Below are 13,061 nucleotides of genomic sequence, written 5' to 3'. Positions count from 1 at the left end.
CCCGCTCGCCGATCCACGCGTCCGAAAATCCACCCGCCGAGCGGGCCCGTGATGGGCGCACCGCCGGCCGGCGGTATGCTGGTCGCTCGCGGCGTGTCGCCGCCGGAGACCACACCGATGCGTCCCATGTCCCGTGCGCTTGCGCTCGTCGTCCCGTTCGTGCTGGCCCCCACCCTGCACGCCCAGTCCGCCGCCTGGACCGCGGTGCTGGACGGCAAGGAGGCCCCCGCCCCCGCCATCGAGATGGGCGACGACGCGGTGGTCCGTGCCATCCTCGACGAGGGCAAGAACCGCAACCGCGTGATGGACCACCTGACGCACCTCTCGACGGTGATCGGAGCCAGACTCACGGGCTCCACCGCGCTCCAGCAGGCCAACGAATGGGCACGCGACCAGTTCACGTCCTTCGGGCTCTCGAACGCGCGACTCGAACAATGGGGCGAGATCGCCGTGCGCTTTGATCGCGGGCCCTCCTCCGGGCGCCTGCTGCTCCGCCGCGAACGCACCGCCCGCGGCGCCGCGGGCCCGACCGTCGAGTACGAGCCCGTGCGCGACCTCGAACTCAGCTGGCTGGCGTGGCAGGCCGGCACCAACGGCCCCGTGCGCGGGCCCGTCGTGAAAGAGCCCCAGAACGCCGAGGAGTTCCTCGCGGTGCAGCCCCGCCTCAAGGGCGCGTGGGTGCTGCTAAAGGCCCCGCCCCCGATCGGGCAGCGCGGCGTGCGCACCGCGCTGGGCACGCGCTACGAGGTGCGCCGCGACGCGCGACGCAAGGTCGCCGAGGGCGCGGCCCCGTCGTCGCTCAGCGTCGTGGAGCGCATGGCGCTCGAGCCGGTCGCCGGGTACATCTCCACCACGCGCGATGAACGCGTGTGGACCGGCGCGGTCCCCGGCTGGCGCACGCTCGACTTTGACACCATCCCCCGCGACGCGCACGTGGTCATCCGCGGCTCCGACTACGACTTCCTCAACTCGCGCGTCGCCGACGGCGAGCCCATCGAGGCCGAGTTCGACCTCCAGGCGACGTTCACGCGCGGGCCGATCCCGGTGTACAACACGATCGCCGAGATCCCCGGGACGCAGAAGCCCGAAGAGGTGGTGATCATCTCCGCCCACCTCGACAGTTGGAACGGGCCGGGCTCGCAGGGCACTACGGACAACGGCACGGGCAGCGCCGTGACGATCGAGGCCGCCCGCATTCTCATGGCCGTCGGCGCCAAGCCCACGCGGACCATCTGCTTCATCCTGTGGACGGGCGAGGAGCAGGGGCTGCTCGGCGCCCGCGCCTACGTCGAGAAGCACAAGGACGAACTCGACAAGATCTCCGCCGTCTTCGTCGACGACGGCGGGACGAACTCGCAGGGCGGGCTCCCGGCGGCCGAGAACATGGTCGAGATGCTCGCGGCGGCGACCGCCCCCATCAACAACCAGTTCTACAGCGAGACCGACAAGAAACACCTGAACGTCAACGTGCGCAACACCGGCCCGCGCATCGAGTCGCACGGGTCGAGCGACCACGCCGCGTTCAACGCCGTGGGCGTGCCGGGCTTCTTCTGGGACGAGGTCGGACGCGCCGACTACGGGCACGGCTGGCACACGCAGCACGACCGCATCGACTTGGCGATCCCCGAGTACCTGCAGCAATCGGCGACGAACAGCGCGATCGTGGCGTACCGACTGGCGTGCGCACCGACGCTGCTCCCGCGGGCCGAACCGCCCGCGCCGTCGGGCGAACAGCCCCGACGCCGCCGAGGCCAGCCCCAAGGCGAAGCGCCCTCACAGTCGCCGAACCCCTGACCCGCAGGGCCCAAACATTCCCCCGCACGCCGCGGCAAATTCTGGTTTTTCACGAGGCGGCTGTTCCGCCCCGTGAAGTTCGTGGTAACTTGGGGCATCGCCCGCGGCAGGTGGGAGCGTTCGGGCCTCGCCGGAAACGGCGACCACAGGGGAGAGAAACGGGATGGCGATCCGCACCAGGGTTCGTAGTTTGCTCGTTGCCGCCGGCCTCGCGGTGGTCTTGGCCGGCCCGGCGTCGCTCATGCCTCGCGCGTCGGCGCAGGGCGCGCTGACGAGCGAGTTCACGTACCAGGGCGAGCTCCGCAGCGACGGCGTGGCGTTCACCGGGAACGCGGACCTGGAGTTCCGGCTGTTCGACGCATCGGGAGGCGGCGGGCAGATCGGGCCGACGCTGGCGCTCTCGAACACGCCGATCACGGGCGGACAGTTCAGCGTCGTGCTGGACTTTGGCGCGGGGGCGTTCGCCGGACAGCAGCGGTTCCTGGAGATCAGCGTGCGCGTGCCGCCCGGCGCCGGCGCGTTCACGACGCTCGCGCCCCGCACGCCGATGACGGCCACGCCGTACGCGCTGTACGCGCTGAACGGCGTTGCGGGCCCGCAGGGGCCGGCCGGACCGCAGGGGCCCGCGGGCACGGACGGCGCGCCGGGGGCGCCCGGCCCGCAAGGGCCCGCCGGGCCGCAGGGTCCGGCCGGAATGGACGGCGCGGTGGGACCAGCCGGCCCGCAAGGACCGACCGGCCCGCAGGGACCAGCCGGCCCGCAGGGCCCGGCCGGCGCGTCGCCCTGGTCGCTGAACGGGACGACCGCGTACTACACGGCGGGCAAGATCGGCATCGGCACTTCGACGCCGGGCGCGCTGGAACTGATCACCATCCTGACGCCGCAGTTCGTCGCGCTGAACTCGACGACGACCGCGGTGGACGGCACGGGCATTCAGGGGCGCTCGGTCGCGGCGACGGGGTTTGCCACCGGCGTGCTCGGGGAGGTCGTCAGCCCGACCGGCGTGGGGATGTACGGGCTGGCGTCGTCGCTGTCGGGCACATCGGTCGGCATCGTCGGGCAGACGAACAGCCCGAACGGCTTCGGCGTCCGGTCGATCGGCACGCTGCAGATTCAGGGCACGCCGGGCGTCGTCGGGCTTCGGTATCCCGACGGCACGACGCAGTACACGGCACAGGTTGCCGGGCCGCAAGGCCCCGCCGGACCTGCGGGCATGGACGGCGCGACGGGGCCGCGAGGGCCGCAGGGTGAGATCGGGCCCGCTGGGCCTGCCGGACCCGCGGGCTTGGACGGGGCGCCCGGCCCGCAAGGGCCGCAAGGTGAGATTGGGCCCGCTGGGCCGGCTGGACCGCACGGCGAGATCGGGCGCGCGGGGCCCGCTGGGCGTGCTGGCCCCGCTGGCGTGGACGGCGCGGCCGGCCCGCAAGGGCCGCAAGGCGAGATCGGGCCGGCTGGGCCTACCGGGCCCGCGGGCTTGGACGGCGCGCCTGGGCCGCAAGGGCCGCAAGGTGAGACTGGGCCTGCTGGGCCGGCGGGACCGGCGGGCTTGGACGGCGCGCCGGGACCGCAGGGGCCGCAGGGCGCGATCGGACCGGCCGGCCCCGCTGGGCCGCAAGGCGATGTCGGACCGGCCGGCCCCGCTGGGCCGCAAGGTCCGCAGGGCCCCTCGGCGTTGGGCACGCCCGCGTTTGTCGCGGATCAACTGTGGGGCACGCTTGACGGCTCGACGAGCACCGTGAAGTTCCTTCCCACCGCGACGGCCCACGACGCGGCGACGTCCACCGGCACGCTTTCGACGTCGGTGAATCTCAACGCCGGGCAGACGGTGCTCGTCATCGTGACCTGCGGCCTGGGGGCCACGAACGCGAACAGCGGCGGCGTCGAGGGCTTCGCCGTCGCCATTCAAGGCCCGGGCGATGTGTCGCCGGTGCAGATCGGCGGCATCGAGAAGACCATGCTGTGGACGCAGGGGCGCATGAACTCGGTCTCGCGCCAGGCTGTCTTTACCGCCACCACCACCGGCAGCTACACGATCGGCGCGAGCTACGTTCGCGGCGGGCGGGCGAGCTCCACGGGCTGGCCCTCGCCCACCTGGACGTCGACCACGTCGGCCAACGCCCTGCTGAACGGCACCGGCACGATCCTCATCATGCCGTTCAACCCCTGACGTCGCGGGCCGCCGCGTCGCCGGGCCCCGACGTTCCGAAGACGCCACGGGCGGCGTACGGGGGGTACGCAAGATTTTCGTTATTTTGACCCGCGATTTTGGTTGCGCCACCCCGGAAACACGCTTGTGTTCTTGACGGAACTGCTCGCTCGTGCGACCATGCACCCCGTCGTGTGAAGGAGTCTCTATGGCCCGTACCGCTATTGCTGCGCTCGCCCTGGTGACCGGCTCGATCGCCTCGGCCCAGCCCACCATCGACTGGTACACGATCGACGGCGGCGGGGGAACCTCCTCCGGCGCGTCGTTCGTCCTCTCCGGCACCATCGGCCAGCCCGACGCGGGCGTGATGTCCGGCGGGTCGTTCACGCTCACCGGCGGGTTCTGGGTCGGCGGCTCCAACGGCGGGCCGGCGCCGTGCGACCCCGACGTCAACTGCGACGGCAACGTCGACCAGGACGACGTCGCCTGCCTCGTGCAGGCGGTCGCGGGAGAAGGCTCCTGCATCTGTACGGACCCCGATTTCAACCAGGACGGCAACGTCGACCAGGACGACATCGAGGCGCTGACGCAGGTCGTCGCCGGCTCGCCCTGCCCCTAACCCGCGGCCTCCGAGTAGACCTCGCGGGTGCGGGCCCCCCGCCCCCGCCGAAACGAGCTCGATTTCTGCATCGATCATCCTCGCACCCCGGCCCGCGCCGGGGTGTTCTTGTTTTTGTGCGCCGGATCGCGACCTCGGTGACGTCCTTCTCGCACGCCCTTCGACGGCGACACGGAGAAGACCACCATGCGAACCTCTCGCGCCTTGACGCTCGCCGCCGTGTGCGGCCTGGTCCCGGCCCTCTCGCTCCCCGCGCTCGCGCAGCGCGCTCCAGGCACTCCGGCAACGCCGGGGGCGGGCGCTCTTCCCGCCGCTGATCCCGAGCGCCTGTACACGGTGAACTTCCCCGGCGGCGCGGTCGCCGACTACGTCGAGTTGCTGCGTCAGTCCAAGCCCGGCCGGGGCACCAACATCGTGGTGTCGATGGAGGCCGCCCGGGTGCGGCTTGCGCCCATCTCGCTGCGAGACGTCTCGCTCGGCAGCGCGGTGTACGCCATGCACTCCGCGGCGGGCACCGCGGATGGCGAGCTGCGCATCCGACTGCTCGACGACGGCGGGGACGAGTTGTACGGGGTCGACTACTCCGTTCCCATCCGCACGGGCGGCCTCGGCCAGCCGCCGGCGAACTCCCGGAACGCGCCGGACCTGCGGATGGAGGTGCTGTCGCTGCGCCCCGTCACCGACGGCGCCGGGGCGCTGCGGGTCGAGGCGGCACTGACGGGCGTGCAGACCGCGCTCGACCTCGCGCCCGGCGAGCCCGCGGAGATGAAGTTCCACGCGGAGACCGGGCTGCTGATCATCCGCGGCACGCCCGAGCAGTTGCACGCCGCCCAGGAGTGCGTCGGCCGGATGCGCGAGGACATGGAACGCCGCCGGGCGGAGGCACGGGCCCAGGAGCATCCGGAGGCGCAGCTCATCGAGCGCCGGGCGATGCTGCAGAAGGCCGAACTCGAGACACACAAAGCGACGGAGCGCGTCAGGCTCTTGCGGGCGATGCACGATCGGCTGGAGCAGAAGTGGGCGGCGGGCGCGGTGGACGAACCCGCCGTGCAGGAGGTCCGGTCGAAACTCCTCGAGGCGGAGCTCGGCGCGCAGGCGGCGGAGATCGAACAGATGCAGGCCGCGGAACTGTTCGCGCTCATGCAGCGCGAGCGCACCGAGGGCCCGGGCGTCGTCACGATCGCGATGCCCGGGTGGGAGGCAAAGCCGGCGGAGGAACTCGCCTCCGTGCTCACGTCGGCGGGGCGGGCCATGGGCGCCACCGTCGCGCCGGCCGGGGGCGGGGGCCTGCGCATCGAGGGCGCGGGGAGTACCGTTCAGATGCTGGTCTCGATCGCCGAGGAGGTTGCCCGTGCCCGCGGCCTGGCCAAGCCCGATGTCCGCCCCGCGCCCACCGGCGGGCGCTAGCGCGCCACGGATGCCCCGCGTGCCGGCGATGGCGGCGACCCCGCACGATCCCGCGGTCGTGCGGATGCTCACCGAGCGCATCCGCGCGGGCGACGCCGACGCGTTCGAGCGCGTCTATCGCGCGTGGTACGCGCGCGTCGTGGGCCTGGCGCGGGCCTGCACCCGGCGGGACGAGTCGTTCTGTCTCGACATCGCGCAGGACGTCATGCTGCGGGCGGCCCGGTCGATCCCCGTGCTCCCCGACGAGCGCGCCCTGGGCGCCTGGTTCGGGCGGTGCACGCTCAGCGCGTGCGTCGACGCGCTCCGGCGCGACGCGCGGCGCGCGCGGCGCGAACGAGCCGCGGCCATGCCCGGGGGGACGCACGCCGCCGCTCCCGCGGGCGACCACGACGATGGCGAATGGCTGCGCCGATGGTGCGGCGGGCTGGACATGACCGACTTCGACCTGCTGCACGCGGCGGTCGTGCGCGGGGCGACGCTGCGCGAGGCGGGGCTCGCCTCGGGCGTGTCGGAGGGAGCCGCCACGGGACGCGTCCGGCGCGCGATGGCGCGACTGCGCGACGCCGCACGAAGGAGAATGCTGTGAACTTGCACGACGACCTGACGCCAACGGCCCGGGCGCGGCGCGAGGGCGACCTCGCGGCGCTGCGGTCGGTTGTCGAAGCACGCGGCCGGCGCCGACGCCTCGCCCGCGGGGCTGGCGCCTGCGCGATGGCGCTCGCCCTGTGCGCCGGGTGGGTGCTGCTGGCTCGGTCGGCGGGCTCGGCCGGGGCGTCGCGGGCCGAGGTCGTGTTCGGGATCGAGCACAACGCGGGCGCCGAGGCGTCCGCCGCCGCGCGGGAGCACGAGGCCGCCGTGGCCGCGACGGCGCACCGCACGCGCGTGATCGAGGTCGGCACGGACCCGATGATCGTGTCGCGCCTGGCGCCGGCGCGGTTCGCCCCGCCCGTGCAGTTCATCGACGACGATCAGTTCGCGCTCGTCATGGGGAGGGCGCACGAGCCTGTTGGCGTCGTGCGGATCGACGGGCGTGCGACGTGGGAAGGCGAGCTGCCCCGCGTGGCCTTCCGGTAGCGCGCCAGCAGCAGGGCCCGCCGAACGCCCGCCGATACCATGCCTGCCCGGAGCGCCGGGGAGGAGGCTGGCATGGCGAGCGCGATCGTTCTCGGGGCGGGCATGGTCGGGTCCGTCATGGCGGCGGACATGGCGGCCCAGGGGTTCGACACGGCGATCGCCGACGTCCGGCGTGAGAACCTCGACGCCGCATCTGCCCGCGCGGGCGGACGGGTACGCGCGATCCTCGCCGACCTGTCGGACGCGTCGAATGTCCGCCGGGTGGTGGAGCCGTTCGATGTCGTGCTGGGCGCGCTCTCCAGCCGCATCGGCTTCCGGGCGCTGCGCGCCGTGATCGACGCTGGCAAGCCCTACGCCGACATCTCGTTCATGGGCGAGGACTTCACCGAACTGGACGCGCTCGCGAAGGACCGGGGCGTCACCGTCGTGACGGACTGCGGCGTCGCGCCGGGCATGAGCCACATCCTGGCGGCGTACGGCGCCTCCATGCTCTCGCCCTGCGAGGCGATCGAGATCTACGTGGGCGGGCTGCCCCGCGTGCGCACGTGGCCCTACGAGTACAAGGCGGCGTTCTCGCCCGCGGATGTCATCGAGGAATACACGAGGCCCGCGCGCCTGGTCGAGCACGGGGCGGTCGTCGTTCGCCCGGCGCTGAGCGAGCCGGAACTCATGGACTTTGAGGGCGTGGGCACGCTGGAGGCGTTCAACACCGACGGGCTGCGGAGCCTGTGCCGCTCGCTGAGCGTGCCCTTCATGAAGGAGAAGACGCTGCGCTACCCCGGGCACATCGAGCTGATGCGGGTGATGCGCGAAACGGGGCTGTTCGACGAGACGCCGGTCGAGGTGCGGGGCGTGCGGGTCGTGCCGCGAGAACTCACGAGTGCGCTGCTGTTCCCCAAGTGGACGTACGGGCCCGGGGAGGAAGACCTGACGGTGATGCGGGTGACGGCACGGGGTATGCGCGGGCGCGAGCGCGTCACGCTGCGGTGGGACCTGCTCGACTTCTACCACCGCCCCACCCGCGCAACGAGCATGGCGCGCTCGACGGCGTTCCCGTGCACGATCGTCGCGTCGCTCATCGCGTCGGGGCGGTTCGCGAGCCCCGGCGTGAACCCGCCGGAGCGGCTGGCGGCGTTCCCGGACCTTGTTCGGGAACTGCTCGCGCACCTGGAAACCAGGGGCATGCGCTACGTCTTTTCCGAGTCCGCCGCTGCCGAAGCGGCAGGCGCTGTCACGTGGGGAACCTGAGGGCGCATCCGAAATGGTGCGTGCGGCACCGCACCCCGGTCCGGGCGGGCACGTAGGTTGCTTTCCGGGACTCTCATGGCATCCGACCCGAACCAGCTCGTCCTCCTCACCACGACCCGTACCGAGTTCGAGGCCCGGGCCATCGCCGGTGCACTCGAGGCCGAGGGAATCGCCACGCACGTCTTCGCCGCGGCGGCGCAGGGCATCGCCTGGGAGGGCGGCATCGCGAACGCGGTGAAGGTGATGGTGCGGCGCGATGACGCGGCGGTGGCCGACGAGGCCCTGCACCGCGCCCGCCGGGCGTCGCGGGCCATCGACTGGAGCACGGTGGACGTCGGGCTGCCCGAGGACGAGACGGCGGCACGCGTCGCCGACGCGCCGTCCGCGCCGTCGCCCTGGCGGTGGCGCGTCCGCATCGTGGGCATGGTGCTGCTCTCGTCGCCGCTCCTCCTGAACATGATGGGGCAGGGCAACGCGCTCATCGCGCTCGCCGCGGGCGCGATGCTGATCGTGGCGGCGTGGAATCCGCCCGCGCGCGAGGAACCCGTCGTACGGCGCGTGGGCGCACCCGGGCGCCTGGCCGAGGCACGCCGCGGGTAGGGGCGCCCGTCGCGTACACTCCCGCCCTGTACTGGAATGAACCACAAGGCGGGAGGACCGACCCATGAGCTCGTCGATCGTGCAGCGTGCGGAGCGTCTGGCCATCTACGCGGGGATCGTCGCGGCCATCGGGCTGGGGCTCTCCGCGCACGTGCCATCCACGGCCACGGCCCAGAACTCGGGCGCCGCGCCGTCGGGGCAGGTGCGCATCGCCACCGCCGACGTGCTCGGGCTGGTCGATCGCATGATGGCGACGGACCGCTACACGAGCGCGCACCAGACGCAGGTGCAGACGCTGAACAAGACGCTCGAGCCGCTCCAGCAGGAGTTGCAGGCCCTGTCCGCGCGGTACCAGTCGCTCGCGCCCGACAACCCCGAGCGGGCTGAGATCGAGAAGGCCTTCGGCGCCAAGCAGCAGCAACTGCAGGAGAAGAACCAGGACGCGGTCCGTCAGGACCAGATCTTCCGCTCCACCCAGGCCGCGGAGGCCTACCAGGCGGTGATCGCCGCGACGGACCGGACTGCCCGGGAGCTGGGCTATTCGCACGTCATCGCGACGCGCGCGCCCGGCACGCCCGTGCGTGCCGAGACGCTCGGCGGAACGCTGCAGGAACTGCTCGCCCGCCCGCTCGTTCGGGGCGACCAGGGCGATGATCTGACGGACCGCGTGGCCACCGCGCTGCTGCTGCCCCCCGTGACGAAGGCCACCCCCGCGCCGGGCGACGCCGGCGCTACGCCGGGCGCTCCGGGCCAAGGTCGATAGACGCGTCGGCCGCGGCCTGACGCGCCTCGTGCGCGCGGGCGAAGGCGTCCCGAACCCGCGTGCGCAGATTCTCGACGAGCACGTCGCGCACCGCGTCGTCCGGCGGGCACCGCTCGCCGAGTTCGCGGTGCAGGGTCGTGACCGGGCGTCCTGCCAGCCCGCACGGAACGATCAGCGCGAAGTGGTCGAGGTTGGTCCGCACGTTCAGCGCCAGGCCGTGCATGCTGATCCATCGCCGGACGCGCACGCCCATGGCGGCGATCTTGGCGTGCGGGGCGCCGTCGCGCAGGGTCCAGACGCCGGTGGCGCCGGGGTCTTGGGCGGTGGCGACGCCGAAGGCGGCGCAGGTGTCGATGACGCTGGTTTCGAGCAGGCGCATGTAGTTGTGCAGGCCCAGGTTGAGCAGGGTGAGGTCGAGGACGGGGTAGACGACGAGTTGGCCCGGGCCGTGGTAGGTGATGTCCCCGCCCCGGTCGGTTTCCTCGATCGAGACGCCGTGCCGGGCGAGCAGATCGGGAGAGGCGAGGAGATGGTCGCGGGCGCCCGGTCGGCGCGAGATGGTGACGACGGGGTCGTGCTCGACGGTGAGGATGAAGCCGGCCAGGGGCGCGTCGGCTGCCTCGCGGGCGGCGAGCACACGCTCGAGCCTCTCCCGCTGCGCCTCGTACGCCGGTGCGTAGGCCAGGCGTCCCAGGTGCTCGACATGCAGGGCGGGGGAGCGATCCGACACGCCGGATGCTAGCGGCGCGGGGTACACTCCGCGCTCATGTCTGTGACGAGCATTCACCCCAGCGCGATCATCGACCCAGCGTGCGAGATCGGTCCGGGGGTCGAGATCGGGCCGGGGTGCGTGCTGCGGGGCGAGGTTCGTCTCGCCGAGGGCGTGCGCCTGATGGGCATGGTGTACATGCAGGGCCCGGTGCGGGTGGGCCCGCGGACGACGATCTACCCCGGGGTGTGCCTCGGGTTCCCGCCGCAGGACGTCAAGTTCACGCTGGGCATGGCGACGGCGGGCGTCTCGATCGGGGCGGACACGATCCTGCGCGAGCACGTGACGATCCACGCGGCGAGCAAGCCGCCCGAGGCGGGCCCGCCGACCTCGGTGGGCGACCGGTGCTTCTTCATGGCGGGCAGCCACGCGGGGCACGACGTGCAGGTCGGCAACGACGTGGTGCTGGTGAACAACGTGCTGCTGGCGGGGCATGTGCACCTGGCGGATCGGGTGACGGTGGGCGGGGCGAGCGCGATCCATCAGTTCTGTCGCATCGGACGGTTCGCGTTCGTGTCAGGGTTGACGGCGATATCGCGCGATGTCCCGCCGTTCGTCATCGCGGCGGAGCGCAACCTGATGTGGGGGATCAACGCGGTGGGCCTGCGCCGGGCTGGCTTCCCGCGTCCGCACATCACGCTGCTGCGCGAGGCGTACCGCGAGGCGTTCCGCGTGCCGCGCCCGCGCGCCGAGCAGATCGAGGTCCTCCGCACGATCGGCGCCGACTGTCCGCCGGCGATGGAAATGGCCGAGTTCGTCGCGGCGAGCAAGCGCGGCATCGTGGCGTCATCGAAGGTTGGCGAGGACGAGGACGACGCGGGCTAGACCGTGTCCGGCGGTGCGCCTCGTGCGCCCCAGCGGAGTGTGACCCCCGTGCTCGACGAGCCGTCCGACGCCCTGATGCTCCGCGTGCTGGCGAGCGGCTCAGGAGGCAACTGCGCGGTGCTGCGCGTGCCGTGCCCGGGCGGGGCGCGCCTCGTGCTGCTCGACGCGGGGCTCAGCCCGCGCCGGACGCGTGCGCTGCTGGCCGAGTCGGGGCTGTCGGGCGTGCCGATCGCGGCGATCCTGCTGACGCACCTGGATCACGACCACTGGAACGCCGGCTGGGCGAACGCCCTCCCGGGCGGGTGCGAGATGATCGTGCACGCGTCCCATCGCGGGCGGGCCGGACGCGAGGGCGCGCTCTACGGACGCGCGCGCGTCATCGACGCCGATCTCGACGTCTGCGGGCTGCGCGTGCGCGCGGTGCTGGGCGAGCACGACGAACTGGGCGTCGCGGCGTATCGGCTCGACGCGCCCGGGCTGGGGTCGCTCGGCTGGGCGACGGACCTGGGACGCGTGCCGGACGAACTCGTCTCGCTCTTCGCGGGCGTCGACGTGCTGGGCATCGAATCGAACTACTGCCCGCGCATGCAGGCGTCGTCGGACCGCCCGCAGTTCCTGAAGCGGCGCATCACGGGCGGTCGCGGGCACCTGAGCAACGAGGAGTCGGCGGACGCCGCGTCGCGGATCGACCCGCGCGGCGCGCGCGTGCTGCTGCACCTGTCTCGCCAGTGCAACACGCCCCACCTGGCGCGGGCGGCCCATCTGTCGAGCCCGACGCCGGTGACGGTGACATCGCAGCACGCGCCGTCGGCGTGGGTGCGCGTGGGCGACCCGGTGCCGCACCGCGCGCCGCCTACGCTTGCCCCGCATGGCTGACGGACGAACGAAGAAGACGGGTGCTGCTCGCGCCCGTGCCACCTCCCAGAAATCCGGTGCGACGACGGGGGCCCGCAAGAAGACGGGCAAGAAGCCCGCCGCCCCGGGCCCGACCTCGCGCCCGACGAAGAAGAAGGTCGGCGGCGCGGCTCGCCCCGCGCCGAAGCCGAAGGCCGCCCCCGCGGCACGCGGCTCGGCGGCGAGTGGCAAGGCCTCCGACACGACGGCGCCGAACAAGAAAGCGCCGAACAAGAAGGCGCCGGCGAAGCGCCCGGCGAAGTCGGGCGCAACGACGCCCGCGAAGCCGCGGGCGCGCAAGGCCTCCGCGCGCGATGCCGCACGCGCCGCCGAGCGGCTCGAACACGACGCGCCGGAACTTGACGGGCCGGAACTCACCGGGCCGGAACTTGACGGGCCGACTCTCACCGGCGCGGACTCCGACGCGCCCGACCTTCAGGCGCTGAACCTTGACGCGCCCGATCGCCCCCTGCCCGCGCGCGTGGCGTCGGGCGCAGACCCGGCCGCGGCCGGCGCGGGCGACTCGGCGCGCGAGTTCGCGATCGAGACGGCCCGCCTGCTGCACGACGACAAGTGCACGGAGATCGTGGTGCTCGACGTTCGGTCGGCCAGCCCGGTGACGGATTACATCGTGATCGGCTCGGGCACGTCGGACCGGCAGATGCGATCGGTGCTGAAGCACGCCGAGGACCTGGGCGCCGCGCGGGGATACCGGGCGTGGCGCAGCGACGCCGACCAGGGCGGGCGCTGGCTGCTCATGGACTGCGTGGACGTCGTGGTGCACCTCTTCGAGCCCAACACGCGCTCGCACTACGACCTCGAGATGCTCTGGGGCGATGCGCCCCGCGTCGAGTGGGAACGCCCCGACCAGATGCCCCGCGACCGCGCGGGGCTGCGCGTCCGGGCACGGGAGACCGCCTAG

The 13,061-nt window shown here is 72.9% G+C and carries 13 protein-coding genes; 12 read left to right on the top strand and 1 reads right to left on the bottom strand.

From position 1 onward, the window contains the following. The first annotated feature begins 117 nt into the window (after positions 1 to 117). From SFY69_03130 to SFY69_03090, 9 genes are all read left to right on the top strand, one after another. Positions 118 to 1,794, top strand: a complete 1,677-nt coding sequence (locus SFY69_03130) for a M20/M25/M40 family metallo-hydrolase (protein ID MDX2131031.1) — start codon at positions 118 to 120, stop codon at positions 1,792 to 1,794. Positions 1,795 to 1,957: 163 nt separating this feature from the next. Then, positions 1,958 to 3,961 (top strand): hypothetical protein, encoded by a 2,004-nt coding sequence (locus tag SFY69_03125; GenBank protein MDX2131030.1) that lies wholly within the window; start codon positions 1,958 to 1,960, stop codon positions 3,959 to 3,961. A 187-nt stretch (positions 3,962 to 4,148) separates the two neighbouring features. Beyond that, positions 4,149 to 4,559 (top strand): hypothetical protein, encoded by a 411-nt coding sequence (locus SFY69_03120; protein ID MDX2131029.1) that lies wholly within the window; start codon positions 4,149 to 4,151, stop codon positions 4,557 to 4,559. A 186-nt stretch (positions 4,560 to 4,745) separates the two neighbouring features. Continuing rightward, complete coding sequence (locus SFY69_03115; protein MDX2131028.1) at positions 4,746 to 5,966, top strand: hypothetical protein; 1,221 nt, start codon at positions 4,746 to 4,748, stop codon at positions 5,964 to 5,966. A gap of 28 nt (positions 5,967 to 5,994) precedes the next feature. After that, a complete protein-coding gene (locus SFY69_03110; GenBank protein ID MDX2131027.1) occupies positions 5,995 to 6,552 on the top strand; it encodes a sigma factor in 558 nt (185 codons plus the stop codon). After that, entirely contained in the window at positions 6,549 to 7,040 is a 492-nt protein-coding gene (locus SFY69_03105) for a hypothetical protein (protein ID MDX2131026.1), read from the top strand. The genes SFY69_03110 and SFY69_03105 overlap by 4 nt, the downstream gene beginning before the upstream one ends. Positions 7,041 to 7,112: 72 nt before the next feature. Continuing rightward, the gene (locus SFY69_03100) at positions 7,113 to 8,288 is read left to right on the top strand and encodes a saccharopine dehydrogenase C-terminal domain-containing protein (GenBank protein ID MDX2131025.1); all 1,176 of its coding nucleotides are present in this window, start codon (positions 7,113 to 7,115) and stop codon (positions 8,286 to 8,288) included. Between the two features lie 75 nt (positions 8,289 to 8,363). After that, positions 8,364 to 8,888, top strand: coding sequence for a hypothetical protein (locus SFY69_03095; protein MDX2131024.1), 525 nt, complete (start codon positions 8,364 to 8,366; stop codon positions 8,886 to 8,888). A gap of 64 nt (positions 8,889 to 8,952) precedes the next feature. Further along, positions 8,953 to 9,651 carry an OmpH family outer membrane protein gene (locus SFY69_03090; GenBank protein ID MDX2131023.1) on the top strand — a complete coding sequence of 233 codons (699 nt, stop codon included), beginning with the start codon at positions 8,953 to 8,955 and terminating at the stop codon, positions 9,649 to 9,651. Here the strand turns inward: SFY69_03090 and lipB are convergent. After that, complete coding sequence (gene lipB / locus SFY69_03085) at positions 9,620 to 10,381, bottom strand: lipoyl(octanoyl) transferase LipB (protein MDX2131022.1); 762 nt, start codon at positions 10,379 to 10,381, stop codon at positions 9,620 to 9,622. The genes SFY69_03090 and lipB overlap by 32 nt on opposite strands. 36 nt (positions 10,382 to 10,417) lie before the next feature. Here lipB and lpxA point away from each other — a divergent pair, with 36 nt between their 5' ends. From lpxA to rsfS, 3 genes are read left to right on the top strand one after another with little or no spacing between them, the layout of a single operon-like run. Beyond that, on the top strand, positions 10,418 to 11,245 hold the full coding sequence (gene lpxA / locus SFY69_03080; protein ID MDX2131021.1) for an acyl-ACP--UDP-N-acetylglucosamine O-acyltransferase: 828 nt from the start codon (positions 10,418 to 10,420) through the stop codon (positions 11,243 to 11,245). A gap of 48 nt (positions 11,246 to 11,293) precedes the next feature. Next, positions 11,294 to 12,121, top strand: a complete 828-nt coding sequence (locus SFY69_03075; GenBank protein MDX2131020.1) for an MBL fold metallo-hydrolase — start codon at positions 11,294 to 11,296, stop codon at positions 12,119 to 12,121. Next, positions 12,114 to 13,061 (top strand): ribosome silencing factor, encoded by a 948-nt coding sequence (gene rsfS / locus SFY69_03070; GenBank protein MDX2131019.1) that lies wholly within the window; start codon positions 12,114 to 12,116, stop codon positions 13,059 to 13,061. The genes SFY69_03075 and rsfS overlap by 8 nt, the downstream gene beginning before the upstream one ends.

This window comes from Planctomycetota bacterium (assembly GCA_033763975.1).
Taxonomy (GTDB): Bacteria; Planctomycetota; Phycisphaerae; order Phycisphaerales; family UBA1924; genus RI-211.
Note: the sequence above shows the minus strand (reverse complement) of the source record. Positions and strands in the feature narration are given on the sequence as shown.

What these genes read in the sequence shown, in the direction of transcription:
- SFY69_03130 (MDX2131031.1), top strand. Translation starts at nt 118, where the DNA reads ATGCGTCCCATGTCCCGTGCGCTTGCGCTCGTCGTCCCGTTCGTGCTG.
- SFY69_03125 (MDX2131030.1), top strand. Translation starts at nt 1,958, where the DNA reads ATGGCGATCCGCACCAGGGTTCGTAGTTTGCTCGTTGCCGCCGGCCTC.
- SFY69_03120 (MDX2131029.1), top strand. Translation starts at nt 4,149, where the DNA reads ATGGCCCGTACCGCTATTGCTGCGCTCGCCCTGGTGACCGGCTCGATC.
- SFY69_03115 (MDX2131028.1), top strand. Translation starts at nt 4,746, where the DNA reads ATGCGAACCTCTCGCGCCTTGACGCTCGCCGCCGTGTGCGGCCTGGTC.
- SFY69_03110 (MDX2131027.1), top strand. Translation starts at nt 5,995, where the DNA reads ATGGCGGCGACCCCGCACGATCCCGCGGTCGTGCGGATGCTCACCGAG.
- SFY69_03100 (MDX2131025.1), top strand. Translation starts at nt 7,113, where the DNA reads ATGGCGAGCGCGATCGTTCTCGGGGCGGGCATGGTCGGGTCCGTCATG.
- SFY69_03095 (MDX2131024.1), top strand. Translation starts at nt 8,364, where the DNA reads ATGGCATCCGACCCGAACCAGCTCGTCCTCCTCACCACGACCCGTACC.
- SFY69_03090 (MDX2131023.1), top strand. Translation starts at nt 8,953, where the DNA reads ATGAGCTCGTCGATCGTGCAGCGTGCGGAGCGTCTGGCCATCTACGCG.
- lpxA (MDX2131021.1), top strand. Translation starts at nt 10,418, where the DNA reads ATGTCTGTGACGAGCATTCACCCCAGCGCGATCATCGACCCAGCGTGC.
- rsfS (MDX2131019.1), top strand. Translation starts at nt 12,114, where the DNA reads ATGGCTGACGGACGAACGAAGAAGACGGGTGCTGCTCGCGCCCGTGCC.